Genomic DNA, 25256 nt, shown 5'->3' with positions numbered 1-25256 from the left:
GCGTTGGCACGCTTTCCGCGGCCCCGTAGGTCTCGGCATCCGTCCCTCCAACAGGCAAGCCTGCTCTCGCTCAGGGCCGTACGGGCCTCAGGAAATCCGCCTTTCACTTCGCCTTTCGGCTTGGCGATCGGTAGCCGCCTGAGATGGGTTCAATGTACGCCGGGTAAGTGGTTGGCGAAACTGCGGCAGGCCTGTGGATAACGGGATTATCGGGGATCACCCAAGGACAGCCGGCTTTTCTGGTCGATCATGAGGGGCGGCGGCGGCGGACATTCGGCCCTTGCCCTGCCGACCGGTGCGGGCTTCAATGCCGGCAAAGGATTCGAGGCGCCGAGCGCCTTGACGTCCTTGCGGGAGGGTGAGCTTGAAAGTCGGGGTGGTTCTCAATCCGATTGCTGGTGGCGGCCGGCTGAAACGGCATTGGCCGGAGGTCGCCGCGTCGCTGAAAAAGCACTTCGGCGAATTCGAGCTGCGCGAAACGCAGGCTGAAGGCGATGCCGAGAGACTGGCGCTCGATCTTTCGGCGAGCGGTTTCGACCTGGTGATCGCGGCCGGTGGCGACGGCACGGCCAGCGAAGTGGCCGACGGGCTGCTGCAGGCATTTCAGGAGAGCGGCAGGACGACCGAACTCGGCCTCTTGCCTTGCGGCACCGGTATCGATTTCGCGCGCGGGCTGGGCCTGCCGCGCGTGGTAGACGCGGTGCTGCAACGGCTCGCCGAGGCCAAGGGGCGCAAGGTCGATGCCGGGCGCATCTGCTACGTCGACGACCATGGCGCACTGGCCAGCCGGCACTTTATCAACATTGCCAGCCTCGGCCTGTCGGGCGCCACCGACCGCGCCATCAATGCCGACAAGCGCAAGGGCAAGATGTCGGCCAAGGCGCTGTTCCTGTGGCGCACCGTGGTCGAGTTCATCCGCTACCGGTTCCAGGATGTCAGGATCACCGTCGACGACGGCGCGCCGGTCGAGGCGCGCATGGCGCTGGTGGCGGTGGCCAATGGAAAATTCTTCGGCGGCGGCATGATGATCGCGCCGGATGCGGAGCTGTCCGACGGGCAGTTCGACATCGTCATCCTGCGCGCGGCCGGCAAGCTGAAGCTGATCTGGGACATCCGGCTGCTCTATGGCGGCCGGCACCGCAACCACCCGGCGATCACCATCCTGCGTGGCAGGAAGGTGGTGGTCGAACCGCTCGGCGATGTCGAGAAGAACGGCGCGCTGGTCGATATCGACGGCGAGTCGCCGGGACGCATACCGGCGACTTTCGAGATCCTGCCCGGCGCGCTGACGCTCAGATATTGATTCAAGTCGTTGACAGATCGATTCAAGTGGATTCAGCGATGGATCCAACGCTTTGAAATCGCTTTGTTTCTTACCCGGATCAGCCTTCGAGTTTGGCCGGAAAACCGGGGGCGCGGAGCTCCGTGCCGACGGCATCTTCCAGCAACTTGACGATCTGGGTGGACCAGGCGCTGCCGCCATAGGCTGCCTTGCCTTGCTCGAAAATCGCTTTGACGTGCGATGCCAGGTCGAGCGGCACGCCGGATTGCTCGCCCATGGCGAGCGCGAAGCCGAGGTCCTTCAGCGCCAGGTCCATGGTGAAGCCGATGTCGTAGGAGCCGTTGAGGATGAGCTGGCTTTCGGTCTCGTGGACGAAGCTGTTGCCGGAGGAGGCAACGATCGCGTGGTAGGATTGGGCGAGGTCGAGCCCGCCTTGCTTGGCCAGCATCAGCGCTTCGCCGGCGGCAACCAGATGGATGAAGGCGAGCATGTTGGTGATGACCTTGATCACCGCCGCTGAGCCGACCGGACCCATCAGGAACGACTTGGCGCACATCGCTTCGATGGCCGTACGGTGGCGCGCATAGAGCGCCGCATCACCGCCGACCAGCGCGGTGATTTTTCCCACCGCCGCCAGATGCACGCCGCCGGTGACCGGGCATTCCAATGTCTCGACGCCCTTGGCCGAGGCGAGGGCGGCCAGACGGACGATCTCGTCGCGGCCGTTGGTCGACATCTCGATCCAGGTGCCGCCCTCGGGCAGGCCCTCGATCAAGCCGCCGGGGCCAGCCAGCACCGCTTCGCTGACCTTCGGCGAGGGCAGGCAAGAGATGGCGTTGCCGGCTTTGGCGGCGGCCTCGGCCGGGCTGTTCGCAGCGGTGGCGCCGAGCGCCACCAGGCTTTCGACAGCGGCGGGATTGCGGTCGAAGACGGTGACGGCAAAGCCGTTGCGGATCAGACTGGCGGCAAGGTTGCCGCCGAGATGGCCAAGGCCGATGAAGGCGTAGCTTTCGCTCACGGCATCAACGGCGTCTGCATCATCTGCAGATGCAGTTCCTTGCCGGTATAGGGATGCGCCTCGCAGACCGCTTCATTGAGCTCGACGCCAAGGCCCGGCTCTTTCGAGGGAATGACGTTGCCGTCCTGCCATTCGATCTTGTTCTTCAGCAGCGTCGCGTGAAAGCCGTCCCACTGCTTCAGCGATTCCAGGATGAGGAAGTTCGGCAGCGTCACCGCTAGCTGGATGTTGGCGGCGCCGACGATCGGCCCGCAATAGCAATGCGGCGCGACCTGGATGTGGTAGGCCTCGGCCATGGCGGCGATCTTCTTGGTTTCAAGGATGCCGCCGGAGCGGCCGAGGTCCGGCTGCAGGATGGTCGCGGCGCGGTTCTCGATGACGCGGGCGAATTCGAACTTGGTCGTCAGCCGCTCGCCGGTGGCGATCGGGATCGACGTGCCGCGAGCGACCTGCGCCATAACCTCAGGCATGTCGGGCGGTACCGGCTCCTCGAACCAAAGCGGATCGTAGGGCTCGATGGCGCGCGCCATGCGCAGCGCGCCGGAGGCGGTGAATTGGCCATGGGTGCCGAACAGGATGTCGGCGCGGGTGCCGACCGCCTCGCGGATCGCCTTGATCATGCGGGTGGAGACATCGATGTCGAGCAGGCGCGGCTGATGGCCGTCGAACGCGGTGTAGGGGCCGGCCGGGTCGAGTTTGACGGCATTGAAACCCTGCTCGACATATTCGAGTGCGCAGGCCGCCGCCATCTCGGGGTCGTTGTAGACGTTTCTGCCGTCCGGCGCGTCCTCCGAATGGACGCTGCCCGTGTGCGGGTAGAGATAGGTGTAGGAGCGCAGCGTCTCGTGCACCTGGCCGCCGAGCAGTTTGTAGACCGGCTTGTTGGCCTCCTTGCCGATGATGTCCCAGCAGGCCATTTCGAGCGCCGAGAAGCAGCCCATGCCGGACACATCCGGCCGCTGGGTGAAGCCGGACGAATAGGCGCGGCGGAAGAAGTTCTCGATGTCGTGCGGATCGCGGCCGATCAGATAGCGCTCGGCCATGTCCTCGACCATCTTGGCCGTGACATGGGCGGAGAAGGTGGCGTTGTAGGCCTCGCCATAGCCGACCACGCCGCCATCGGTGGTCAGCTTGACGAAGATGAAGTATTTGCCGCCGATGCCGGGCGGCGGGTTGCCGACAACCCAGGTGTTGACGTCGGTGATTTTCATTTTTGGTCCTCCAGAACCAGTTCGGCGCCCTTCCAGCCGGTCATGATCGCGGCTGCATTGGTGTTGCCGGTGATGTTGTCGGGGAAGATCGAGGCGTCGATGACGCGCAAGCCTTCGATACCGTGCACCTTCAGGCGCGGATCGACGACGGCGCGCGAGGGATCAGGGCCCATGCGGCAGGTCGACACCGGATGATAGACGGTGCCGGAGCGTTTCCTGAAATCCGTGATCAGGTCGGCGTCGGATTGGATCGACGGGCCGGGTAGGACTTCCTCTTGGGTGATTTCGGCCATCGCCGGCATCGAGGCGATCTTGCGTACGAACTTCACCGCAGCCAGCATCTCCTCGACATCGGCATTGGTCGAATAGGCGTTGGCGGTGATCTTTGGATATTCCAGCGGATTGCTGGAGCGGATCATGATCTCGCCGCGGCTCGAGGGGCGGCAGTTGGACAGGCCGATGGAGAAGCCCGGCCATGGGTCGGGCGTCAGGATCGGCCGTTCGCCGCTCTTCGGGATGACGGTCGAGAAGGCCTGGAAATAGAGCTGCATGTTGGGGCGCGAGAATGCCGGGTCGGTTCGGAGGAAACCGCCGCCATGGTTCATCGACAGCGACAGCGGTCCCGAGCGCGTCAGTATGTACTGCATGCCGACCAGCAGCTTGCCCCACCAGGGGCGCAGGATCTGGTTGAGCGTCGGCACCTTGCCCTTGAAGGTGTAGTTGATGCCAACATGGTCCTGCAGATGCGCGCCGACATTTTCGTTGGCGTGGACGACGGGAATGCCAAGCCCACTGAGCAAAGCCGAGGGGCCGATGCCGGACAGCTGCAGCAATTGCGGCGAGTTGATCGAGCCGGCAGAGAGAATGATTTCGCGGCCGGCGCAGGCGGTCTTCGTCTGACCGTTCTGCAGATATTCGATGCCGACGGCGCGTTTGCCTCCGAACAGGATTCGGCTGGCCAGCGCGTCGGTCTCGACGCGGACATTGCCGCGCTTCATCGCCGGGCGCAGGAAGGCGCGCGCGGCGGACATGCGGCGGCCGTTCTTGGTCGAGATCTGGTAGACGCCGACGCCTTCCTGGGCAGCACCATTGAAATCCGGATTGAGCGGCAGGCCGGCCTGCTGGCCGGCGGTGAGATAGCGCTTTGTCAGCGGGTGGACGGCGTTGGCCGTGTCGCTGATGTGCAGGGGACCGCCGGTGCCACGCCATTTGTCGGCGCCGGCCTCATTGTCCTCGAGCGCCTTGAAGATCGGCAACAGCTCGTCATAACCCCAGCCGGGATTGCCGGCGGCGCGCCAATCGTCGAAATCTTCGCGCGCACCCCGGATCCAGACCATGGCGTTGATCGAACTCGAGCCGCCGAGCAGCTTGCCGCGCGGCCAGTGGTCGGCATTGCCGGCGAGCCCCGGGTCCGGCTCGGCCTTGTAGTTCCAGTTGACCGCCGGATCGAAGAAGGTCTTGCCGTAGCCGAGCGGCATCTGCACGTAGAAGCGGCGGTCGGTGCCGCCGGCTTCCAGCACCAGCACGGAAAAACGCCCCGAGGCCGACAGTTTGTCCGCCAGGACCGAGCCGGCGGAGCCGGAGCCGACGATGATGAAGTCATAGGTCTGCATGATTGGTGGACGGCTCCGGAAATCTGGCCACAGCCTAGACGCGGCGGGTCCGCCGCGTCGCCGCGCCTTCCGGCATGCGTTGTGAAAAATGCGACCGCGGTGCCAGGTCGAGTTGCGGGGAATCCCGACAATCGCGCTTGATATGCATGGGGTCGACGGCTTATGCGATAGCATCAGCCACTCTGCGGAAGGCAGGAAATCATATGCGGACCCTGTCGGATGCGTTCATTCCCGAGTTGCCGGGCTACTACAAGGGCAAGGTCCGCGAAAACTACGACCTGCCGGACGGCAGGCGCATCATCATAGCCACCGACCGTCTCAGTGCCTTCGACATCATCCTGACCTCGATCCCGTTCAAGGGCGAGATCCTGACCCAGACGGCGCGCTACTGGTTCGAGGAAACCGCCGATATCTGCCCGAACCATGTGCTCGAATATCCCGACCCCAATGTCGTCGTCGGCACAAGGCTCGACATCCTGCCCGTCGAAATCGTCGTGCGCGGCTATCTGGCGGGGACGACCAGCACCTCGATCCTGACCCGGTATCGTCGTGGCGATCGGGACATGTATGGATTGAGACTGCCGGACGGCCTGCGCGACAATGAAAAACTGGCCGAGCCGATCATCACGCCGACGAGCAAGGCCCTGCATGGTGGCCATGACGAGCCTCTGTCCAAGGCCGAGATCATTGACCAGGGCCTTCTCACGCAGGCGCAGTGGGATATCGTATCGGACTACGCCTTGCAGCTGTTCGCCCACGGCCAGCAGCGCGCCGCCGAACGCGGCCTCATTCTCGCTGATACGAAATACGAATTCGGTATCGACAAGAACGGGACCATAATCCTTGCCGACGAAATCCACACGCCGGACAGCAGCCGGTACTGGATCGCGAAGAGTTACGAACAGGCCGTCGCCAGCGGCAGCCGGCCGGAGAGCTTCGACAAGGATTTCATCCGGTCGTGGGTCTCGGCAAGGTGCGATCCCTACAGCGAACCGATTCCCGACATCCCCGACGAGATCGTCGAGCAGGCCTCCAGGGTCTATGCGCAGGCCTATGAGGCGATCACCGGCAGGGAATTCTCTCCTGACCTGTCCGGGGATACTGTCCTCGAACGCATTCGCTCGAACCTCGAGCGTTACTTTTAGCGGCCACGTGGGCCTTCGCTGGTGATGCGAACGTAGTCTTCACCATTGCCGAACCGCAGAGCGCGACGTTGGCCAGTGGCGCGTTGACCTGTCGGCGCCTTGACGCTACGGGATCGAGGGCAATTGACCTCGAAGGATTTCCCCATGGTGCACTACGCTGACGGACGGCCGCTCGGCGATCTGACGCTGCGCACGCTGGCCATGCCTTCGGACGCCAATGCGGCCGGCGACATCTTCGGCGGCTGGGTGATGGCGCAGATGGACCTGGCCTGCGGCATCCGTGCGGCCGAGCGCGCCAAGGGCCGCGTGGTGACGGCGGCGGTCAAGGAGATGTCGTTCGCCAAGCCGATGAAGATCGGCGATACGCTGTGCATCTACACCCATGTCGAGCGCGTCGGCCGCACCTCGATGACGCTCAAGGTCGAGGCCTGGGCGCAGCGCTACCTCTCCGACCTGATGGAGAAGGTCACCCATGCCGATTTCGTCATGGTGGCGCTGGATGGCGAAGGCAAGCCGAAGGCGGTTCCGGCGGAAAGCTGAGCGGGCATGGCGGCTTAGCCCAAGCCAGGGTGAATGCCTCCGCCGCGCGGCTGATGCGCCGCCACGGGGTGTTTTTCGGTTGTGTCGGTTGCGACCGGAACGAAGACAATCAGTCAACGATTGCTGAACGCGTGGTGCAACCGCCTTCGCGGCTTTTGCTTTGTCTGCCGGCGGAATCCGTCTGAAGAAGCCGGAGCCAAACCGGAGCATCAGCCGCCAACGGAATGCAACGCCGTCGGCGCAGCCGGGAGCGAAAACCCTTGCAATGCAAGGGTTTCAGGCGTGCATGCCGTCGAATTTTTCGCGCGCTGCCCGCACGCGCGTGGTGTTTTTGCGCGCCCATTCGCCAAGCGCGCTGACCGGGATCAGCAATTCATGGCCGAGTTCGGTCAGCTCGTAGTCGACGCGCGGCGGTATGGTCGGGAATACGGTGCGGGTGACGAAGCCGTCGCGCTCCAGTCCGCGCAAGGTGGTGGTCAGCATCTTCTGCGAGATGCCGCCGACAGCGGTGCGCAACTCGTTGAAACGCAACGGTCCTTGGCCGAGCTTGCCGACCACCAGAACGGTCCATTTGTCGCCGACGCGCTGCAGGATTTCCGAAACGGCGCGGCAGTCTTCGGTGTTAAGCGGGTTCCTCAGTAACAAAAAGGTGCCTCCTTGCGCATTGAGTTGACAGTATCTCATATAGCGCCGGTATCCAAACGATACCAGCTTTACTTGCAAGGAGAGCCCCCCATGTCAAAACCCAAGATCGCCATCATCGTCGGTTCGACGCGCGCCGCGCGCTTCGCCGACATACCAACCCAGTGGATCGCCAAGATCGCCAAATCGCATGCCGACATCGACGTTGAGATCGTCGACCTGCGTGACTTCCCGCTGCCGTTCTTCGATGAAGTCGCATCCTCCGCCTGGGCGCCGTCGCAGAACGAAGTGGCCAAGCGCTGGCAGAAGAAGGTCGCCGAATTCGACGGCTTCATCTTCACCGCCGCCGAATACAATCATGGCCCGACGGCCGTGCTGAAGAACGCCATCGACTACGCCGCCAACGAATGGAACAAGAAGCCGGCCGGCTTCGTCGGTTACGGCAGCGTCGGCGGCGCCCGCGCCGTCGAACAGCTCCGCATGCATGCGGTCGAATTGCAGATGGCGCCGGTCAAGTCGGCCGTCCATATCGCCTGGGGCGATTTCCTCGCAGTTCGCCAGGGCGAGAAGAAGCTCGAAGACCTCGAGCACCTGAACCAGGCCGCCACGGCGCTGGTCAACGACGTTGCCTGGTGGGCCAAGGCGCTCAAGGCAGCGCGTCAGGCCGACGCGATCACCGAAGAGGTCAGGGCGGCCTGAGTCATAGGCCGGAGATTATCCTCCCAAGGATATGGGGCGGCGCTTGCGCCGCCCTTTTCAATTGTGGGAAGCGAGCGCCTCCGGCGCCGGCCGTGGCCGGATGATGCAGTCGGCGAGACGATCCATCTCGTTCAGTTCGTCGGCGTGGTGCTGGCCCCATTGGCAGAGCGCCAGCAGGATCGGCTCGAGGCTGAGGCCGAGGCGGGTCGCCGAATATTCGACGCGCGAGGGCACTTCGGCGAAGATCTCGCGGCTGACGAGGCCGTGCTCCTCCATTTCGCGAAGCTGCTGGATCAGCACTTTCTGGGTGATGCCGGGCATCATCGCCTTCAGTGCCGAAAGCCGCCGGGGCCTATCGAACAGATGGTAGAGAATGACCGCCTTCCAGCGCCCCGCAATCACTTTCAGGGCGCGTTCCGCCGGCAGCATCGGCAATCTCTTGATGGGCATTTTCTTGCTCAGATTGGCCATGGTCACCTTCTGGTCAGCAGGGGACAAATGAGTGTGTAGTCGGGGTCCCGCAGATAGTGGCAAACCGTGGCCGATGCCATAGCGATCGGAGTTTGCCATGAGAGCCATTCAACTCAGCCGTTTCGGCGGCCCGGACGTGCTGGAGGTGGTCGACCTGCCGACGCCGGTGCCGCGGGCCGGCGAGGTGCTGATCCGCGTCCATGCCGCCGGGATCAATTTCTTCGAAGTGCTGATGCGTAGGGATGGCTACGCGGTGACGCCGCAGCTGCCGATGATCCCGGGCGTCGAGGCGGCGGGCTTCGTCGAGGCCGTTGGACAAGGGGTGGATGCGTCGCTGCTGGGAACCCGCGTGGCGGCGCCTTTGTTCGTGTCGCAACGTCCTCACGGCGGCTACGCGGAGCAGGTGACGATCGACGCTGACCTCGTCGTGCCGTTGCCGGACGTCCTGTCGTTCGAGGATGCGACCGCCTTGATGGTGCAGGGCCTTACTGCCCTTCGCCTGCTGCGGCAAAGCCCGCCGGACCGCAAATCGGTGCTGGTGCCGGCGGCAGCGGGCGGCGTCGGTTCGTTGCTTGTCCAGCTTGCGAGGCTGAAGGGCGCAAGCCAAGTGATCGCGGCCGGCCGCGGCAAGGCCAAGCTCGATCTGGCTTTGTCGCTCGGCGCCGATGCCGCCGTCGACTATACCGAGCCGGACTGGCCGGCTCGCGTCCGCGACATCACAGGCGGCGAGGGCGCCGACATCATCTACGACACGGTCGGCGGCGCGCTGACGGCGGCGTCGCTGCAGGCGCTGTCAGCTGGCGGCGAGCTGGTGTTCGCGGCGCTCGGCCGCTACGGGCTCGCGGCTTCCGATCTGGAAGCGATGATCGGCCGCAACCAGTCGCTGAGAGGTTTCGCGCTGCTGCCGCTGCTGTCTGCGCAGGTGCTGAGAGCCAGCCTGTCCGAGCTGTTCCAGCTGGCGGCGAGCGGCCGGCTGCAGGTTGCGATCGGCGGCCGCTTCCCACTCGACCAGGCGGGAGAGGCGCACCGGCTGCTGGACGAGCGCCGCTCGACCGGCAAGGTCGTGCTGATGCCTTGAGTCTTGCGTTCAACCTGCATCGAGGGGTGCCGCACAAAGGTTGGATGGCGGGCCGGAAAACCCGTCATCCTTCAAGAGCCCGGGTAAGATCATCAAGATCCGGCAAGAGCATTGATGCGGCGCAGAACTCGGCGTGCGGCTTGCTCGTCGCGGCGTCCTGGCACAGACGCGTCACTCCGGAAGACCGGCCTTGCGGAAGCCGTCAACGAAATGCTCCAGCACAGCTGCGTCGCGGAACGGCTCCATCGTGGCCCAGTGGCGGGTTGTGAAATGCGGGTTGCCGACGAGGAACAGTTCGACCTCCGCGCGCGCCTCGTCGAGCCGGCCAAGTTGGGCAAGGCTTGCCGCCAGGAAACGCCGTGAGCTCGTGCGATACGTCTCGTCCCTGCGCAGTGTTTCGACAGCGGCTTCGTATTCGCCGGCCGCATATTGTGCCGCGCCGAGCGTCAGATAGTACCAACTTGCCGGAAACGGGTTCAGCCGGAACGCCTTGCGAATGTGCTCGAGGCCTTCTTCGACCCGCCCGGCCAGGACCGCGATGTCGGATAATGCAGCCCAGGCATCGGCTTCGTTCGGGTCGAGTTCGATCGCCTTGGCGAATTCCGCATCCGCCTCGGCGAAGCTGCGCTCATAGGCAAGCAGGTAAGCCAGGACCCAGCGGCAGCCGGCATCGTTGGGGTCGATCGCCACGGCTTTGCGCGCCAGTTCCAAAGCAACGCCACGGGAAGATTCAGTTGGTCCGCCGGAATGCACCCATCCCATCCAGTGGTTCATAGCCAGCCAGCGATAGGGCTCGGCGTATTCCGGATCGAGCGAAACCGCGCGCGTGAGCATCAGATGCGCTTCCCGCGCCATCTGCGGCGAATCATCCATCAGCTTGCGCGCCCGCACGCAGAGATCGTAGGCCTCGAGATTTTTGGGCCGGTTGCGCGGTGGCGGCGCGCGCAGCCGGCCGAGCAACGCCTCCACGATCTTGCCGGTGACCTCGTCCTGAACGGCAAAGATATCGTCCATGCCGCGATCGAAGCGTTCCGCCCATAGATGATCGCCACTCGCCGCGTCGACCAGCTGGGCGTTGATGCGCACGCGCCCGGCGGCGCGTCTTGCGCTGCCTTCCAGCAGGTAGCGCACGCCAAGGTCCTCAGCGATCGCGCGCACGTCCATCGCCCTTCCTTTGTAGGCAAAGGCCGAGTTGCGCGCGATGACGAACAGGCCGGAGATCCTCGACAGGTCGGTGATCAGGTCTTCGGTTATCCCGTCGGCGAAGGATTCCTGCTCGGGATCGTTGCTGACATTGACGAAGGGCAGCACGGCTATCGATGGTTTGCCGGGCAGCGGCAAAGGTCTTCGCTTCGCGTCACCGAGCTGTTCGACGGAGCCCGTGAAGCGGTAGCCGACGCGCGGAACCGTTGATATCCATTCACCGCCCCCATCACTGCCATCCCCGGCCGGACCAAGCAGCTTGCGCAGCTGCGCGATCTGGACGGTGAGGTTGCCCTCCTCGACGGCGATGCCCGGCCACGCCGCATCCATCAACTCGGCCTTCCCAAGGATTTCGCCAGGCCGTCCGACAAGCGCCGCAAGCAGCTTCAGCCCGCGGTAGCCAACGGCAACGGGGACATCGTTCCGAAGCAGCGTCCCCGCACCGGAATCAAGGACGAACGGACCAAAGGCAAAGCGCGATCCCTGCATACGGCGCATCTATAGCCCGTTTGGAACTTTTGAGAACTATTTGGGAGAGCTTAATTACGACACTGTTCGTATCCCGCAGAATTCAACCTCTTTCAGGTCGAGGGCCTTCGGACCCTCAAACCATATGGAGGTTACCATGTACGATATCCTGGCGTCGGCCCCGCATCAGGCAGCGCGGCCGGGAACGCCCGCGGGGCAGGTGTCGCGTCGGCACCTGGCGCCCCTGCGAAGCATTATCGCGGCCTGGCGCGAGCGGACATGGCGCGAGCGGATACGCTTTCGCTGGCAACTCGAGCAAATGTCGAAGGACAATCCGCATTTGATCGACGATATCGGCCTGACGAAACGACAGGTCGAGGAAGAGATCGCCAAGCCCTTCTGGCAACGATAAGGCGAATGCCGCAATGACACGGGATCGCCGGTTTTCGCGTGCCGCGGTGGCAGATATCCCAGTTCGAGAGGGGTGCGGCCGCGCCTGCTTCCACCCGGACCGCCGTTGCTGGCGACCGCATTGGGTTCGTAAGTCGACATTTCGAACTGTCAGCGCACCGCCTCTCTGTGGCCCCCGGGCAGGCGGGTGGCGATGAGCTTGTCGATGCGGCGGCCGTCGAGATCGACCACTTCGAAGCGCCAGCCCTGGGCGTCGACGCATTCGCCGGTCGCCGGCAGATGGTGCATATGCGCCAGCACGTAGCCGGCGACGGTCTCGTAGTCGCGGTTTTCCGGCAGGTCGAAGCCAAGAATATCGGCCATCTCGTCGGCCTGCATGTAGCCGGCGAGCAGCCATGAGCCGTCCTCGCGCTTGACCGCATTCTCCTCGTCGCCGGCGTCGGTATCCGCCCGGAAGACGCCGGTGATGGCCTCGAGGATATCGGCCGGGGTGACGATGCCTTCGAAATGGCCGTATTCGTCATGCACCAGCGCCATCGGCACGTCGGATTCCTTGAGCTTCTGCAGCACATCCAGCGCGTCGGCCTGGTCATAGACGATGGGGGCGGCGCGCACATGCCTGCGCGGGTCGAGCACCCGTCCGGCAAGCAGTGCGGCGAGCACGTCGCGGGTCTGGACGACGCCGACCATGACGTCGACGCCGCCGTCGCCCGCTGGCAGGCGCGAATGCTGGGTCTCCATCAAAAGCTTGCGGATGGTGCTCTCGTCGGATTGCAAATTGATCCAGTCGACCTCGGTACGCGGCGTCATCACCGCGCGTACGGCGCGGTCGCCAAGCCGCATGACGCCGGCGATCATGCGGCGTTCGTCGGATTCGATGGTGCCGTGATGCTCGGCCTCGGCGACCAGCATCTTGATCTCCTCGTCGGTGACCTTCTCCTCGCTTTCGCCGCGCTGGCCGAGCAGCCACAATATGGCGCGGCCGGAAATGTCGAGCAGGAAGACCAGAGGGGCCGAGACGGTGGCGAGGATGGTCATCGCCGGCGCCGCGCGCGCGGCAACGCGCTCGGGATCGCGCAGAGCGATCTGCTTGGGCACGAGCTCGCCGACGATCAGCGAGAAATAGGTGATGATGGCAACGACGATGCCGACGCCGAGCGGATCGGCGACGTTTTCGCGGATGCCGGTCGAGGCCAGGAATTGAGCCAGCCGTTCGCCGAGCGTGGCGCCGGAAAACGCGCCCGAGAGAACGCCGACCAAGGTGATGCCGATCTGCACCGAGGACAGGAACTTGCCGGGGTTGGAGCCGAGCTCAAGGGCGCGGCCGGCGCCATTGATGCCGCGGTCGATCATGGTTTTCAGCCGCGCCGGGCGCGACGAGACGATGGCGAGTTCGGACATCGACAAAAGGCCGTTCACGCAGATGAGGACGACCACGATAGCGATTTCGACGTATAGCATCAGCTGTCAATAGCATTGCGGTGCGGTCTTCGAAAATACTTAAAGCGCTTCGCGCGTGACGGATTCACGCGCACCGCTTTAAGTCTTTGTGCTGATGCATGTCGTGGTTCCAAAACTAGGACCACTTTTGGGCGACATGCATTGGGCCATTTTAGAAAATGACAGTTGCGTCGTTCAGGCAGCATCCCAAGCCGGCGCCGAAAAATGCTCGACCAAGGCGTCGACGACGACACGCACTTTCGGCGTGAGGGCGCGCGTCACCGGCCAGACGGCATGCACGACGATGTTCTCGACCAGACAGTCCGACAGCACCATTTCGAGATCGCCGCATTTGAGGCCATCGGCGGCCAGCCAGGTCGGCAGGAAGGTGACGCCGCAGCCGGCAAGGGCGGCATCCAGCATCGGCTCGCCATGGCCCAGCACAAGCCGCGCCTTGGGCACGAATGTCGCGAGATGGCCGTCGGCATGCCTAATGATCCAGGGACGGACGACCCCCTCGCGTCCGTAGCCGATGACGCTGTGATTGGCGAGATCCTCAACCGATCGCGGCCGGCCATGCCTGGCGAGATAGGCGGGAGCCGCGCAGATGGCCGAGCGCTGGGCATAGATGCGTCTGGCTGCGAGCGACAGGCTGTCGTCGAGATCGCCCATGCGGATGGCGAGGTCGATGCCTTCCTCGATCAGGTCGACGCGGCGGTCGTTGAAGGAGATTTCCATCATCAGATCCGGGAATCTCCTGGAAATCTCGAACAGCACGGGTGCAACGCAGCGGCGGCCGAAGGCGAGCGGCACGTCGATCCTGAGCCGGCCGGACGGGGTCTGCCGGCGCGAGGCGAGCAATGATTGCGCGGCTTCGATCTCGCCCAGCGCCCTGACACAGGCCTCATAGTAGCTGATGCCTTCGCTGGTCGGGTTGAGGCTGCGCGTGGTGCGGTTGAGCAAGCGGACGCCTAGCCGTTGTTCCAATTGAGCGATCGACTTGCCGACAGCCGATTTCGTCACATGCAGCCGCTCGCCGGCGCTGGTGAAGCTGCCGGCCTCCACAGCCTGAACAAACGCGACGATGCCTTGCAGGTCGATCGTTTCCATGGTGGTTCCAATTGTCGAATTAAACTCTTCAATCTGTTGCCGAATATGCCACATAGAAGCACTATTTTCCATAGTCTGAGATGCATAGATGTCTCGCGTGACCATCACCCACGGAGCGCGAGACGACATGTGCAGCCAAATCAACAGATCCTGGCAGATGAGCGGCTTTGGCCTGTCCAGGCTAAGCCAGGCGCAAGGCATGGTTCCCGAGCCAGGGCCACACGACCTTCTGGTGCGGACGAGGGCGGTATCCCTCAACTACAAGGACAAGATGATCGTCGACGGCGTGTTGATCCCCGACCTGATCTTTCCGTTCGTGCCGACATCCGACGCGGTGGGCGAGGTGGTGGCTGTCGGCGACGCGGTCACCCGCTTTCGGGTCGGGCAGCGTGTGCTCGGCCAGGTGATCGCCGATTGGCCGGATGGTGACGCGCCACCGGTGCTGCATAAGCACACGCTGGGCTCGTCACTGCCGGGCACGCTTTCCGACCACGTCATTTTCGGCGAGGACGCCGCGGTGCTGGCGCCGCCGTCGCTCAGCGATATCGAGGCCGCGACGTTGCCGATCGCGGCGCTGACCGCCTGGTTCGCTTTGACCGAAGCAACCAGGCCGGTGGCAGGCCAGACCCTTCTCATACAGGGCACCGGTGGCGTCTCGCTGTTTGCGCTGCAGTTCGCCACCGCGTTCGGCCTGCGCGCCATCGTCACCTCAAGCAGCGACGAGAAGCTCGAGCGAGCAAAGGAACTCGGCGCCTGGCAAGGGATCAATTATCGCACTCAGCCGGCATGGGACGAGGTGGCGCGTGAACTGACAAATGGCCTGGGCGTCAATCATGTGCTGGAAATGGTCGGCGGCGACAATGCGCGGCGATCGCTCAACGCGCTCGCCGCCGACGGCCGGCTGTCGATCATCGGCTTGCTGGGCGCCACGGAACTCAGTTTTCCGATCATACCGTTCATGCGCAACCGCATCGTCGTGCAGGGGGTATCGGTCGGGCACCGCCGTGCCTTCGAGCGGATGAACCAGGCGATCGAGGCACTGAATATCAAGCCGGTCGTCGGCAAGGTCTTCGGTTTCGATGAGGTGCCGCAGGCCTTGCAGCATCTGGAGAAAGGGCCGTTCGGCAAGATCGTGGTCACCACAACCTGACCGTTGCGTGTCCTGACCGTTGCGTGTCACGGCAGTTGCTTCAACACGCCGACGACTGCCTCGCCGTCGGTGAAATAGGGATCGCCGCCGCCATTGCGCCCGCTGCTGGTGGCGCCGACGCCCGCAATGTCGCTGGTCGAGATCAGCGTGCCGGCGGTGGCCAGATCGCGCATCAGAAAATCGATGTCGGGGCCGATGTGATGCGTAATGGCGCCGGTGTCGTGGCTCAGCCCCACGCCGCGATCGAAACTGGCCGAGCCCAGCCACAGCGGCCGGCCGTCATCGCCGGTCGCGCCGGTCTGCCAGAAGCGGACATGATGGCGCCGGTCGGCGCTGGCTCCCACCGGTTTTTCGAAGGCGAGATCCTGGGCACGGCCGTCGAACAGCAGCCGGCTGACCGGCGCGTCGGGATAGGGATGGTCGAAGAGCACGCTTTCACCGATCTCGATCGCGGTCTTCAAGGTCACGGCGTCGGCGGTGTCCCAGCCGGCGACGGCGAAGGCATGGACCACTTCCTTCTGCGTGCCGACCAGGCCGACATTGATAGGGTCGCCGGGAATGCCTTGCGGCGTGTGCGTCACCATCTCGAAGCGCTGGCTGCGAAAGCCGCGATCGCGGAATGTCCAGAATTCAGGCGCGGCGAAGTAAGCGAGCGCCAGATAGGCGGCCAGGAAGGCCGCCACCCAGATTGCAATGCGTCGCCGAAAACCTCGCGGGCTCATTTGCCGCCGCCTGTCGTCGTCAGGGTCTAAGCAGATTGCATCATGGCGGTGTCGGTATGGCCAATGTGAGAGCTCGGCCTATGGCCCGCGCCGGACAGATGGCGCCGATCAGAGATGAAGCGTCAAACGGCGGATCGCCTACCCTATTCCTCTTTGTGCTTACTTTACGTGATCTTAATATGAAATTGCTACCCAGGCTCGAGCAGGAGGGGGCACGATGACTTCAATTCCGAGGCGTCTGACTTCGGCGGTGCTGTTTTGGCGACGTTTCATTGGGGATCGCTCGGGCAATTTCGCGGTCTTTTTCGCACTGGCGCTTATGCCGATGATGGTGGCCGTCGGCTTCGCTGTCGACTACCACAATGCCTCGCAACTTCGCAGTCGGGCTCAGGAGACCCTGGACGCGGCCGTGCTCGCAGGCATTCGGCAGTCAACGACGGACGATCAGATCAAACAGGCCGGTACCTTCTTCAGCGCGCAAGCCGCAAACTACTGGGGTGACGCGCCGACGGCGACCTTTTCCGTCAACGGCCAGGGCCAGCTGACGGGAACGGCCGAGGGGACGGCGCGGGCCACTTTCATGTCGGTGCTCGGCATCGCCGGCTTGCCCGTCAAGGTCGCCGCGACCGCCATGGCGGCCGCCACATCCAGGGTCTGCATCTTGCTGGTCAACCCTTCGAAGTCGCAGTCCTTCCTGGTCAACTCGGGGGCGGTGCTGAACGCCACGCAGTGCGAGATTCACGTCCTGTCCACAGCCAGCCCGGCTGCCATTTTTAACTCGGGCTCGACGCTCTCGGTCAAACGCATTTGCATCAAAGGCAAGGACATCATCAACAATGGTGGTGGCATGAACCTGGCGCCGGAGACGAATTGCGCCGCGATCTCCGATCCTTTCGCCAAATCGATGCCAAAGGTTTCTGTGGGAGCTTGCAACTTCAACAACCAGGTCTTCGACCCAGGCAACGTCACCCTGCAGCCGGGCGTCTATTGCGGCTGGACGAATTTCAATGGCAGCGGAAAACTGACGCTCAAGCCGGGACTTTACGTTGTTAACAACGGCGGCATGACCTTCAACTCAGGCTGGACGGTCAGCGGCGCCGGCGTCACCTTCTACCTGGTCGACCAGAACGCGACGCTGACCTTCAATGGCAACGTCAACACGACGCTGTCGCCGCCTACCTCGGGGACCTATGCCAACATTCTGATGTTTGAACCTGGTGGCTTGCCGAACACGAACCTTCCCATCAACGGGACGAACGGCAGCAGCATTCAGGGACTGCTTTATCTGCCCAGCCGAGACGTCACGATCAATTCCGTATCGAACGTGAATGCCGACAAGACCACGATGGTCTTCTCCTCGCTCATCTTCAACGCGCTGAACTGGGCGGTCGCCCCGGGTGATCTGGCCATGACAACGTCAGGCGGCACGGGATCGCCCAGGCTGGTTCAGTAACAGAGCGCGCTTGCGGCCATAACCGTGCCGGCGCATTCCAGCCGCAAGCGTCAATTCCAGCTTGCAACGCGCGTGCGGGTCGAACGCCGCGCGACGGTATGGAAGAAAGCCCAAGTGCTTCCGCAGCTTGCCGATGCTGCGCTCGTAGACGGTCGCCTGCCGCCGGGACCGCCAAGCCAGTCTCTTCTTTCGCAACGATCCCAAGGTCTGCGCGACGTCGCTTCCCGACTGCCGAGGCTCCCGGCAATGTCCAACATTGCCGAGGGTCAGCGGCAGGCGCGGTAGCCGTTCTTGCGGTTCTTGATGTCGAAGTGGAAATGGTTGCGGTGGTCGTAATTGTAGCCGGGGCCGAGCACGGTGGTGAAATACTGGCAGCCGTCGGCGCGCACATTGTTGAGGAAGCCGCGGGTGCGGAAGGCGAACAGGCCGGGCTTGCGCACGTCGATGTCGTCGCCATTGTTGAGCTCGATGCTCATGACGTCGAGCGCGTTGCCCTTGCCATGCTCGGAAAGGACGCCTTCGCCGGCGATGTTGCGGCAGGAATAGCTTGAACCCTGGTGGATGGTCCTGACGCCGGAGAAATAGCGCCAGCGGGCGGAGGGAACGAGTTCGTTCCTGGTCCAGCCGGCGAAGGTGGCGGCCATGTCGCAGGTCAGCGTCGCGGCGGGCTTCATCTGGATGTTGCCGATGGCCGAGACCTTGACCGGATAATCGATGCCGCACTGGCCTTCATGGATCGGCGCCAGGTCGGTGTAGGCCACGTCGAGGCGCTTCAGCTGCTGGCGACAATCGGTTTCGCTGGCCGGCATCTGCTCGACCGGCGACATCGGCTCATCCATGCGCGGATAGGCAGCCTGCGTCATGTAAGGATTGGAGGGAACAAGCTTCTGCATGCCCGTGTATTGCGGCACGGCAGCCGTCTGCGAGCCGACATCGACGGCCGGTTCAAGCGACAGGACGCTGCCGGTGTTGCAAGCCGAAACCGCCGCGAGGGCAAGGCCGGCCGCCACCATCGCTGCACGTTTCGATTGGCGCGCGACCATCGTGGCGGCGCGAAATGTCCCGGCCATCGGCGGAATCCCTATTCCCAGATAGCCGGCATTTTAACGATCAAGGGTAAAGGAAAACTCAGTGCCCGCGTTCATGCCTGCGGCCGAATTGCGGCATGCGGTCTCGGCCAACGCTACTGGCAGAACGTGCCGCCGTGCCGGCGCGGTTCGAGATCGAGATGGAAATGCAAGGCGTGGTCCGGGTCTGCGCCAGGGCCGAGCACGGTCTTGAAGGGACCGCACGCGGCCTTGCGCACGGCGTCGAGGAATTTCGCGTCCTTTTCCGGCGGCGCCGGGCCGACTTCGATCTTCTTGCCGTCCGACAGCGTGAAGCTGGCGATGTCGAGCGCGTTACCGAAGGCGTGTTCAGACAGTTTTCGTGTGCCGTGTCGCGGCCGGCAGACAAATGCCGATGCCTGGCCGATCGATTTCAGGTCGGCGCCGAATTCGGCTTTCGCCGCCGGCTGGATGACATTTGCGGCAAAACGCGCCGCCGCCTCGGCCATCGGGCAATCGAGCTCGGTGCCGGGGGCGATGCCGATCGACTTGCCGAGTGTCTTCAGCATGATCGGGTAGGGGAGCGAGCAGCCGATTTCGGGATTGCTTTCCGCCTTGTGCGCCTCGAACTCGACGCCGAGCGTCTTCAGCCGCTCGCGGCAAGCAACTTCCGCCTCGGGCATCTTGTCATCGGGCAGATCGGCAGAGCGTGGATCGGGGAGCATCTTCTCGCCTGCATCGGCGGGCTTTTGCGGCGGTTGCGGGGCGACAGCGGGCGGCTCAATCCCGGGCTCGGCGTCGGCAGGCTTTTGTGGCGGCGTCGGCGCAATGGCCGGCGGTCCCGGCTCGCTTTCCGTATCGGTCGAAGGTTCGGGGCGTGCCTGCATTTTCTGATGGGACTTTTCTTCATTGAACCGGCCCTCTTCATCGAACCGGCCCGCGCCGCCGCTCTTTGGACCTTGCGTCTTCTGCTCCTCCGTCCTTGAGGCGTCGGTCTTCTGCGCGTCTGTGGGACGTGGCTCAGGCAGCGGGACTTCGGCAGGCGATGCCAACGGATCCAGCGTTTTCTGCTGCGTCTGTGTCGGGTTAGGCGTGGCTTGCTGCTCGCCCCGCCGTTTCAACGGGTGCTTCACCCGCGGCTTCAGCGGCCGTCCGGCCCGCGGTGTCAGCGGCTGCTCCACCCGCATGGTCAGCGGCTTGTGTTGCCGGTGGCGATGTCTGGCGTCGGCCGGCGCAACCAGCAGGGCCGTGACGGCCATGACAAGTGCGATCCTGCAGATTTGGGAAAAGACAAACGACGCCATCGCCGTCAACGGCGCCAATGCCAGGAGGTTGCCTTGGCTCCATCACGAACGGTAACCACGACGTTACGCGCCGATCGCTTCCAGCCCTTCCTCCAGCCAGTCGGCGAGCAGCGGCATGCCAAGCAGATACTTTGCCGTGCGTTTGTTGGCGCGTTCACGCGCCGCTGCAAGCGCGTCCGCCCATTCGGAGCCATCGTAGTCGCCGCGACCGATCCACGCCAAGGCGACGAGTTCGGCTGCTTCATCGACATTGAGGTCGTTGATCAGCTCGCGCAGCTCTTCCTCGGTAAGGTTTTCGGAACTTTCCTCGGCCAGGCCGTCATGATGGTGATTGGCATGGGCCGAGCCGTCGAGTTCGACCTCATGCTCGGCGCCATCGGCATAGTCCTCGTAGACCGCGGCACTCAGTGCCTTGGCCTTGAGGATGAACAGGCGCACGGTGTCGGGGCCGATCGAAAGCTCCCAGTCCTTTTCAAGCCGCCGCTGCACGGGCCGTCTCCGTCAGGTCGTTTGCCTGGATGATAGCGGATTTGCAGCATTCGTCACATGATGTTCTCCGATATGCTTTTTTTCCGGGATGAAACCCAGGTCATCCGGCGTTAGTGTTGCATTCTCACCCCTCAAGGAGGCTTCGATGCATAAAAGAATGCTGATCCAGGCGGCGACTGCCCTTGTCGCGCTGCAGTTCCTTGCCGTTCCGGTGTTCGCCGCCGGCAGTAGCGGCGGCAGCGATCAGACCGTCACCCAGTGCAAAAAGGGGGAGGTCTGGGACAAGAAGAAGAAGAAGTGCGTCGCACCCCAGGAAGGCATGCTGGACGACGACAGCATCTATGATGCAGGCCATTCGCTGGCGCTGGCCGGGCGCTATGACGAGGCGATCGCCGTGCTCAGCCTCGCTGCCAACAAGCAGGATCCGCGCATCCTCAACTATCTCGGCTATTCGCACCGCCATTCCGGCCGCGTCACCGTTGGCCTCGGCTATTACGAGGAAGCGCTGCGCATCGATCCCAACTACACGCTGGTGCGCGAATATCTCGGCGAAGCGCATCTGCAGATCGGCGATCTGGCCGGCGCCCAGCAGCAGCTGATGGAGATCGAGAAGCGGACCGGCAAGGGTTCACGCGAATACGGCATGCTGTCGGAACAAATCGATCATTTCATGCGGAGCTGATTCACTCCCCGGTACTCCTCAATCCGGCCGCGAGCGATCGTGGCCGGATTTTTGTTGCCGGCCATCCGCGGTTCGCATCTGCCACGACGGCATTTGTGAAAGCCGACTGCATTTGTGACAGCCGTAGATGATTTTTGTAAAACCGATTTTTGGGCGTGAAAAACCCGCGAAGATTGCTATATTCAGGGAAATTGCGGTGAAACGGTTCCGTTAGCCCGAGGCTGTCGGACCGTTTTCTTTTTGTACCCATCGACAAGGCTTTCCCCGAAACGCGGGGGTGGCAGCAGGAAAGGTCAGGCATCATGAACAAGGTCCCGATGACAGGCGAGGGGTTCGCGTCATTGAAGGAAGAGCTGCGCTGGCGCCAGCAGGAAGAGCGGCCGCGCATCATAGAGGCGATCTCCGAGGCGCGCTCGCATGGCGACCTTTCCGAAAATGCCGAATACCATGCCGCCAAGGAGGCGCAGAGCCTCAACGAGGGCCGGGTCAACGAGCTTGAAGATTATATCGCGCGCGCCGAAGTCATCGACGTCAGCAAGCTCAGCGGCGACAAGGTCAAGTTCGGCGCCACCGTGGTCCTGGTCGACGAGGACACCGAGGAAAAGAAGACCTACCGGATCGTCGGCGACCAGGAAGCCGACGTGAAGTCCGGCCGCATCTCGATCTCGTCGCCGATCGCGCGCGCGCTCATCGGCAAGGAAGTCGGCGACGCCATCGAGGTCAACGCGCCTGGTGGCGCAAGGGGTTACGAGATCGTCCAGGTGCAGTTCATCTAAGGGATTTGAGGGCGCTGATCCGCGGTTTCTAACTGCGGTTTGCGCCGCCTCATCGCCCTGCCGGGCGTTCGTCGTTCGAAAAGCCAAGCAATTGGCTTTTCGTTCGCTACACAGACCACTCCTCAACCCCCCGTATAGTGCCGGGGAGAAGAACGACCTTCACTGGTGATTTCGCCAATCTCCCACGTGCAATGAAGAGCGCCGAGGCTGCGCTCAGCTGGAGGCAGGCGGATGAGGGCAGCGCTAGCCTTTCCAATTGAATTAATTGAACAAATCAATCTCCATTGACCCGACTACGCTCCAGCAGCCTCTCTGCCTCCGCCACCACTTCCGCCGGCGTCACACGCTCCCCGGGTGCGGCCAGAAGCGTCGACGCATGTTGGCCGCGCGGGCCGGTGAGGCCGGGCTCGGTTGCAAGAAAAACCGCCACCGTCGGCAGGCCGAAGGCGCTGGCGAGATGGGTCAGCCCGGTGTCGGCGCCGATGACCAGCGTCGAGCGGCCGATGATCGCGGCGATGTCGGCCAGCGGCGACCTCGGCACGACAACCGTTGACGGAACGGCCTTTGCGATGGCTTCGGCCACGGCCTTTTCACGCTCGTTCGACCATGTGGTGACTGGGGTCATGCCGCGATCCACAACGAGGCGGGCGGTTTCGATCCAGTCTTCGACGGGCCATTTCTTGTCCTCGCGGCTGGTACCGTGCAGCAGGAAGGCGGTTTTCCCGGCGGTGCCGGCCAGATTGTCGGGCGATGGCACGATGCCGGAGTCCAGCGTCGAAAGATCGGGCCGATAACCTAGCGCCAGCCCGAACAGCCGCCGCGTCCGTTCGATGGCGTGCAGGTCGCGCGGCACGGCGTAGGTGACGTCGTAGAACAGCGTCGCCGAGGGTTCGCGCGCGCTCGACCGGTCGAAGCCGGCGATCGGCGCGCCGGCCTGTCGTGCCACCAGGGCCGATTTCAGCAGGCCTTGCGCATCGATTACGAGGTCGTAGCGGCGACCGCGCAAGGTGCGGCGCAAGGCGGTCGCCTCGCGCCAGGTGCCGCCGTCGAGCAGCGCCTTGCGCCACCGCCGGATTGCTACCGTGTGGATCTTGTCGATCGCCGGGTGCAGCGCCACGATGCCGGCGAATGCTTCTTCCACGCACCAGTCGAAGGATACGTCCGGCCTGGCGAGGCGGGCATCCTCGACGGCCGGAAAGGTGTGGATGACATCGCCCATCGACGACGTCTTGACGATGAGCACCTTCATGCGGCTGCCGGGATTTCCAGCAGGCGTTCCGCCGCCGCCGCGACCTGCCCGACTTCAAGCGTCTTCAGGCAGTTGAAGTGGCCGAGCGGGCAGATTTTCTGGTGGCAAGGCGAACAGGACAGGCCGAGCCAGACCAGTTCGCGCCGTTCCGCCAGCGGCGGCGTATTTTGCGGCGAGGTCGAGCCATAGACGGCAACGATCGGCGTGCCGACGGCGGCGGCGACATGCATCAGCCCGCTGTCGTTTGACACCGCCAGCCTTGCCGCCGAAATCAGGTCGATGGCGTCCTCCAGCCGCGTCTGGCCGGCAAGATCGATGACGCCTGGGGCGAGGGCGGCGATCTCCGCCGTCACGTCGCGGTCGTTCCTCGAACCGAACAGCGCGACCTTCAAGCCCTTCGCCATGAAGTCGCGGGCAAGCCCGGCATAGCTTTCGCTCGGCCAGCGCTTGGCCGGGCCGAACTCGGCGCCGGGCATCAGTGCTGCGAACTTCTGCGACGTGAGCCCGAAGCGGTCGAGCAGGATGGCCTGGTTGCTGGCGTCCACGGTCAGCCGAGGCGCCTGGAAGCTGCCGCCCCGGGCGAGGCTGAAATAGGCCTGTGCGGTGCGTCGTTTCACGGCATCGGGCAGCGGCACAATGTCGGTTAGCAGGCCATAGCGCATTTCGCGCAGATGGCCGAAACGGTGTGGAATGCGGGCAAAGAACGGAATCAGCGCCGACTTCCAGCTTCCCGGCAGGACATAGGCGATGTCGTAGCGGCCGCGCAGCAGGCGGCCAAAACGCCGGCGAATGGTGAATTCGAGCGCGCCGGGTTTTAGCGGAAAGTCGATCTGCTGGCGTATCTCGGGCATGCGTTTGACCAGCGGTGCGGCCCAGGCCGGCGCCAGCACGTCGATCGCGGCGTTGGGATGCAGCTCTTTCAGCGCCGAAAACAGGCACTGCGCCATCACCATGTCGCCCACCCAGCGTGGGCCGATCACGAGGATCGTTGGGCTTTCAGCCATTCGACATAGTCTCTGACACCGGTTTCCACTGTCCGGAATTGGCCATTGTAACCGACCGCGCGCAAATGGGACATATCAGCTTGCGTGAAGCTCTGGTAGCTGCCCTTGAGATGGTCGGGGAATTCGATGAATTCGATCTCGCCCCTGCCGAGCACGTCGATAACGGTTTCGGCGATGGCGCGGAACGGCTGGGCGCGGCCGGTGCCGCAATTGAAGATGCCGCTCGAGCCGCGCTTCCACAGCCACAGATTGACGTCGGCGACATCGCCGACATGGATGAAGTCGCGGCTTTGTTCGCCAGGCCCGAATCCGTCATAGGCGCCGAACAGTTTCGGATTCTCGCCTCGTTCGACCTGGTTGAACAGGTGGAAGGCGACCGAGGCCATGGCGCCCTTGTGCGCCTCGCGCGGGCCATAGACATTGAAGTAGCGCAGGCCCGCGACCTGCGAATGATCGGTATCGAAGACGGTGCGCCGGACATAGTCGTCGAACAGCTTCTTGGAATAGGCGTAGACGTTGAGCGGCCGCTCGAGCGCGGGGTCCTCGCGAAATTCGGCGCCGCCGCCATAGACGGAAGCCGAGGAGGCGTAGAGGAAGGGCACGCGCAGCGCCTGGCAGGCATGCAGCAGCCGTTTCGAGAAGGCGTAGTTCACCTCCATCATGAACTTGCCGTTCCACTCGGTGGTCGTCGAGCAGGCGCCCTGGTGGAAGACGGCCTCGATGCGGCCGAGCGAGCCTGCCTCCATGGGGCCTAGGAAATCGTCCTTGTCGAGATAGTCGGCGATCCTGAGATCGGCGAGATTGGCGATCTTGCGGCCGTCGGTGAGGTCGTCGACGACGAGGATGTCGTCATGGCCTTCGGCATTGAGCGCGGCGACGATGTTGGAGCCGATCATGCCGGCGCCGCCCGTGACGATGATCATGTTGTTGGCCCTGATACGCGTTTCGCTTACCGATTCTGGCCCTTATAAGGGAGGCAGGGTGGGCTGTCGACAAAGCAGCCCGCGGAGCGAATGTCACAGTGGTGCCGCAAAGCTTCCGCTTCAGTCG

Annotated in this window: 25 protein-coding genes; 10 read left to right on the top strand and 15 right to left on the bottom strand. The window is 63.7% G+C overall.

Annotated elements, in window-relative coordinates:
• Positions 1–364: 364 nt before the first annotated feature.
• Positions 365–1303, top strand: coding sequence for a diacylglycerol/lipid kinase family protein (locus ACFSQT_RS10100; RefSeq protein WP_379018170.1), 939 nt, complete (start codon positions 365–367; stop codon positions 1301–1303).
• A gap of 79 nt (positions 1304–1382) precedes the next feature.
• Here ACFSQT_RS10100 and ACFSQT_RS10095 read toward each other — a convergent pair whose 3' ends face one another.
• From ACFSQT_RS10095 to ACFSQT_RS10085, 3 genes are read right to left on the bottom strand one after another with little or no spacing between them, the layout of a single operon-like run.
• A complete protein-coding gene (locus ACFSQT_RS10095; protein ID WP_379018169.1) occupies positions 1383–2300 on the bottom strand; it encodes an NAD(P)-dependent oxidoreductase in 918 nt (305 codons plus the stop codon).
• Positions 2297–3511, bottom strand: coding sequence for a mandelate racemase/muconate lactonizing enzyme family protein (locus ACFSQT_RS10090; RefSeq protein ID WP_379018168.1), 1215 nt, complete (start codon positions 3509–3511; stop codon positions 2297–2299). Before ACFSQT_RS10090 ends, ACFSQT_RS10095 begins: the two co-directional genes overlap by 4 nt.
• Positions 3508–5124 (bottom strand): GMC family oxidoreductase, encoded by a 1617-nt coding sequence (locus ACFSQT_RS10085; RefSeq protein WP_379018167.1) that lies wholly within the window; start codon positions 5122–5124, stop codon positions 3508–3510. Before ACFSQT_RS10085 ends, ACFSQT_RS10090 begins: the two co-directional genes overlap by 4 nt.
• 203 nt (positions 5125–5327) lie before the next feature.
• Here ACFSQT_RS10085 and ACFSQT_RS10080 point away from each other — a divergent pair, with 203 nt between their 5' ends.
• Together ACFSQT_RS10080 and ACFSQT_RS10075 are read left to right on the top strand one after the other, a co-directional pair.
• Entirely contained in the window at positions 5328–6269 is a 942-nt protein-coding gene (locus tag ACFSQT_RS10080) for a phosphoribosylaminoimidazolesuccinocarboxamide synthase (protein ID WP_379018166.1), read from the top strand.
• Positions 6270–6413: 144 nt separating this feature from the next.
• Positions 6414–6809, top strand: coding sequence for an acyl-CoA thioesterase (locus tag ACFSQT_RS10075; protein WP_256754348.1), 396 nt, complete (start codon positions 6414–6416; stop codon positions 6807–6809).
• Positions 6810–7085: 276 nt separating this feature from the next.
• Here ACFSQT_RS10075 and ACFSQT_RS10070 read toward each other — a convergent pair whose 3' ends face one another.
• Complete coding sequence (locus ACFSQT_RS10070) at positions 7086–7454, bottom strand: winged helix-turn-helix transcriptional regulator (protein WP_379018165.1); 369 nt, start codon at positions 7452–7454, stop codon at positions 7086–7088.
• A gap of 90 nt (positions 7455–7544) precedes the next feature.
• Here ACFSQT_RS10070 and ACFSQT_RS10065 point away from each other — a divergent pair, with 90 nt between their 5' ends.
• Entirely contained in the window at positions 7545–8150 is a 606-nt protein-coding gene (locus ACFSQT_RS10065) for an NADPH-dependent FMN reductase (protein WP_379018164.1), read from the top strand.
• Between the two features lie 57 nt (positions 8151–8207).
• On the opposite strand, the gene ACFSQT_RS10060 is transcribed toward ACFSQT_RS10065, so the two are convergent.
• Positions 8208–8621 carry a winged helix-turn-helix transcriptional regulator gene (locus ACFSQT_RS10060; protein WP_379018163.1) on the bottom strand — a complete coding sequence of 138 codons (414 nt, stop codon included), beginning with the start codon at positions 8619–8621 and terminating at the stop codon, positions 8208–8210.
• 97 nt (positions 8622–8718) lie between these two features.
• Between ACFSQT_RS10060 and ACFSQT_RS10055 the strand changes: the two genes are divergently transcribed.
• Positions 8719–9699: a quinone oxidoreductase family protein gene (locus ACFSQT_RS10055; RefSeq protein ID WP_379018162.1), complete on the top strand. Its 981-nt coding sequence runs from the start codon at positions 8719–8721 to the stop codon at positions 9697–9699.
• A 171-nt stretch (positions 9700–9870) separates the two neighbouring features.
• Here the strand turns inward: ACFSQT_RS10055 and ACFSQT_RS10050 are convergent, their stop codons facing one another.
• Positions 9871–11391, bottom strand: a complete 1521-nt coding sequence (locus ACFSQT_RS10050) for a winged helix-turn-helix domain-containing tetratricopeptide repeat protein (RefSeq protein ID WP_379018213.1) — start codon at positions 11389–11391, stop codon at positions 9871–9873.
• 136 nt (positions 11392–11527) lie between these two features.
• On the opposite strand from ACFSQT_RS10050, the gene ACFSQT_RS10045 reads away from it, so the two are divergent.
• The gene (locus tag ACFSQT_RS10045; protein WP_379018161.1) at positions 11528–11782 is read left to right on the top strand and encodes a DUF1127 domain-containing protein; all 255 of its coding nucleotides are present in this window, start codon (positions 11528–11530) and stop codon (positions 11780–11782) included.
• Positions 11783–11931: 149 nt separating this feature from the next.
• Here the strand turns inward: ACFSQT_RS10045 and ACFSQT_RS10040 are convergent, their stop codons facing one another.
• Both ACFSQT_RS10040 and ACFSQT_RS10035 read right to left on the bottom strand, forming a co-directional pair.
• Positions 11932–13242, bottom strand: a complete 1311-nt coding sequence (locus tag ACFSQT_RS10040) for a hemolysin family protein (RefSeq protein ID WP_379018160.1) — start codon at positions 13240–13242, stop codon at positions 11932–11934.
• Positions 13243–13416: 174 nt separating this feature from the next.
• A complete protein-coding gene (locus tag ACFSQT_RS10035; RefSeq protein ID WP_379018159.1) occupies positions 13417–14331 on the bottom strand; it encodes a LysR family transcriptional regulator in 915 nt (304 codons plus the stop codon).
• Positions 14332–14458: 127 nt separating this feature from the next.
• Here ACFSQT_RS10035 and ACFSQT_RS10030 point away from each other — a divergent pair, with 127 nt between their 5' ends.
• Complete coding sequence (locus ACFSQT_RS10030) at positions 14459–15481, top strand: zinc-dependent alcohol dehydrogenase family protein (RefSeq protein WP_379018158.1); 1023 nt, start codon at positions 14459–14461, stop codon at positions 15479–15481.
• 26 nt (positions 15482–15507) lie between these two features.
• Here ACFSQT_RS10030 and ACFSQT_RS10025 read toward each other — a convergent pair whose 3' ends face one another.
• Positions 15508–16203: an LssY C-terminal domain-containing protein gene (locus ACFSQT_RS10025; RefSeq protein WP_379018157.1), complete on the bottom strand. Its 696-nt coding sequence runs from the start codon at positions 16201–16203 to the stop codon at positions 15508–15510.
• A gap of 217 nt (positions 16204–16420) precedes the next feature.
• Between ACFSQT_RS10025 and ACFSQT_RS10020 the strand changes: the two genes are divergently transcribed.
• On the top strand, positions 16421–17656 hold the full coding sequence (locus ACFSQT_RS10020) for a TadE/TadG family type IV pilus assembly protein (protein WP_379018156.1): 1236 nt from the start codon (positions 16421–16423) through the stop codon (positions 17654–17656).
• A 266-nt stretch (positions 17657–17922) separates the two neighbouring features.
• Here the strand turns inward: ACFSQT_RS10020 and ACFSQT_RS10015 are convergent, their stop codons facing one another.
• The 3 genes from ACFSQT_RS10015 to ACFSQT_RS10005 form a co-directional block, all read right to left on the bottom strand.
• Complete coding sequence (locus ACFSQT_RS10015) at positions 17923–18726, bottom strand: extensin-like domain-containing protein (RefSeq protein WP_379018155.1); 804 nt, start codon at positions 18724–18726, stop codon at positions 17923–17925.
• Positions 18727–18839: 113 nt separating this feature from the next.
• Positions 18840–19883: an extensin-like domain-containing protein gene (locus ACFSQT_RS10010; RefSeq protein WP_379018212.1), complete on the bottom strand. Its 1044-nt coding sequence runs from the start codon at positions 19881–19883 to the stop codon at positions 18840–18842.
• A gap of 186 nt (positions 19884–20069) precedes the next feature.
• Positions 20070–20495, bottom strand: coding sequence for a DUF3775 domain-containing protein (locus tag ACFSQT_RS10005; protein WP_379018154.1), 426 nt, complete (start codon positions 20493–20495; stop codon positions 20070–20072).
• 145 nt (positions 20496–20640) lie between these two features.
• Between ACFSQT_RS10005 and ACFSQT_RS10000 the strand changes: the two genes are divergently transcribed.
• Both ACFSQT_RS10000 and greA read left to right on the top strand, forming a co-directional pair.
• Positions 20641–21177: a tetratricopeptide repeat protein gene (locus tag ACFSQT_RS10000; RefSeq protein ID WP_379018153.1), complete on the top strand. Its 537-nt coding sequence runs from the start codon at positions 20641–20643 to the stop codon at positions 21175–21177.
• A 302-nt stretch (positions 21178–21479) separates the two neighbouring features.
• On the top strand, positions 21480–21953 hold the full coding sequence (greA, locus tag ACFSQT_RS09995; protein WP_095090920.1) for a transcription elongation factor GreA: 474 nt from the start codon (positions 21480–21482) through the stop codon (positions 21951–21953).
• 274 nt (positions 21954–22227) lie between these two features.
• On the opposite strand, the gene waaC is transcribed toward greA, so the two are convergent.
• From waaC to rfaD, 3 genes are read right to left on the bottom strand one after another with little or no spacing between them, the layout of a single operon-like run.
• Positions 22228–23202 (bottom strand): lipopolysaccharide heptosyltransferase I, encoded by a 975-nt coding sequence (gene waaC, locus ACFSQT_RS09990; protein WP_379018152.1) that lies wholly within the window; start codon positions 23200–23202, stop codon positions 22228–22230.
• The gene (gene waaF / locus ACFSQT_RS09985) at positions 23199–24206 is read right to left on the bottom strand and encodes a lipopolysaccharide heptosyltransferase II (RefSeq protein ID WP_379018151.1); all 1008 of its coding nucleotides are present in this window, start codon (positions 24204–24206) and stop codon (positions 23199–23201) included. Before waaF ends, waaC begins: the two co-directional genes overlap by 4 nt.
• Positions 24179–25129, bottom strand: a complete 951-nt coding sequence (rfaD, locus tag ACFSQT_RS09980) for an ADP-glyceromanno-heptose 6-epimerase (protein WP_379018150.1) — start codon at positions 25127–25129, stop codon at positions 24179–24181. The genes waaF and rfaD overlap by 28 nt, the downstream gene beginning before the upstream one ends.
• Positions 25130–25256: the final 127 nt, after the last annotated feature.

It is taken from the genome of Mesorhizobium calcicola, assembly GCF_042682105.1.
Taxonomy (GTDB): domain Bacteria; phylum Pseudomonadota; class Alphaproteobacteria; order Rhizobiales; family Rhizobiaceae; genus Mesorhizobium; species Mesorhizobium calcicola.
Note: the sequence above shows the minus strand (reverse complement) of the source record. Positions and strands in the feature narration are given on the sequence as shown.

Excerpts from the sequence above, each read along its gene's own strand:
- ACFSQT_RS10025 (WP_379018157.1), bottom strand. The coding sequence starts at position 16,203 with ATGAGCCCGCGAGGTTTTCGGCGACGCATTGCAATCTGGGTGGCGGCC.
- ACFSQT_RS10015 (WP_379018155.1), bottom strand. The coding sequence starts at position 18,726 with ATGGCCGGGACATTTCGCGCCGCCACGATGGTCGCGCGCCAATCGAAA.
- ACFSQT_RS10080 (WP_379018166.1), top strand. The coding sequence starts at position 5,328 with ATGCGGACCCTGTCGGATGCGTTCATTCCCGAGTTGCCGGGCTACTAC.
- greA (WP_095090920.1), top strand. The coding sequence starts at position 21,480 with ATGAACAAGGTCCCGATGACAGGCGAGGGGTTCGCGTCATTGAAGGAA.
- ACFSQT_RS10065 (WP_379018164.1), top strand. The coding sequence starts at position 7,545 with ATGTCAAAACCCAAGATCGCCATCATCGTCGGTTCGACGCGCGCCGCG.
- ACFSQT_RS10020 (WP_379018156.1), top strand. The coding sequence starts at position 16,421 with ATGACTTCAATTCCGAGGCGTCTGACTTCGGCGGTGCTGTTTTGGCGA.
- ACFSQT_RS10085 (WP_379018167.1), bottom strand. The coding sequence starts at position 5,124 with ATGCAGACCTATGACTTCATCATCGTCGGCTCCGGCTCCGCCGGCTCG.
- ACFSQT_RS10050 (WP_379018213.1), bottom strand. The coding sequence starts at position 11,391 with ATGCAGGGATCGCGCTTTGCCTTTGGTCCGTTCGTCCTTGATTCCGGT.
- ACFSQT_RS10075 (WP_256754348.1), top strand. The coding sequence starts at position 6,414 with ATGGTGCACTACGCTGACGGACGGCCGCTCGGCGATCTGACGCTGCGC.
- ACFSQT_RS10030 (WP_379018158.1), top strand. The coding sequence starts at position 14,459 with ATGTGCAGCCAAATCAACAGATCCTGGCAGATGAGCGGCTTTGGCCTG.
- rfaD (WP_379018150.1), bottom strand. The coding sequence starts at position 25,129 with ATGATCATCGTCACGGGCGGCGCCGGCATGATCGGCTCCAACATCGTC.
- ACFSQT_RS10060 (WP_379018163.1), bottom strand. The coding sequence starts at position 8,621 with ATGGCCAATCTGAGCAAGAAAATGCCCATCAAGAGATTGCCGATGCTG.
- ACFSQT_RS10090 (WP_379018168.1), bottom strand. The coding sequence starts at position 3,511 with ATGAAAATCACCGACGTCAACACCTGGGTTGTCGGCAACCCGCCGCCC.
- ACFSQT_RS10040 (WP_379018160.1), bottom strand. The coding sequence starts at position 13,242 with ATGCTATACGTCGAAATCGCTATCGTGGTCGTCCTCATCTGCGTGAAC.
- ACFSQT_RS10055 (WP_379018162.1), top strand. The coding sequence starts at position 8,719 with ATGAGAGCCATTCAACTCAGCCGTTTCGGCGGCCCGGACGTGCTGGAG.
- ACFSQT_RS10035 (WP_379018159.1), bottom strand. The coding sequence starts at position 14,331 with ATGGAAACGATCGACCTGCAAGGCATCGTCGCGTTTGTTCAGGCTGTG.
- ACFSQT_RS10000 (WP_379018153.1), top strand. The coding sequence starts at position 20,641 with ATGCATAAAAGAATGCTGATCCAGGCGGCGACTGCCCTTGTCGCGCTG.
- waaF (WP_379018151.1), bottom strand. The coding sequence starts at position 24,206 with ATGGCTGAAAGCCCAACGATCCTCGTGATCGGCCCACGCTGGGTGGGC.
- waaC (WP_379018152.1), bottom strand. The coding sequence starts at position 23,202 with ATGAAGGTGCTCATCGTCAAGACGTCGTCGATGGGCGATGTCATCCAC.
- ACFSQT_RS10045 (WP_379018161.1), top strand. The coding sequence starts at position 11,528 with ATGTACGATATCCTGGCGTCGGCCCCGCATCAGGCAGCGCGGCCGGGA.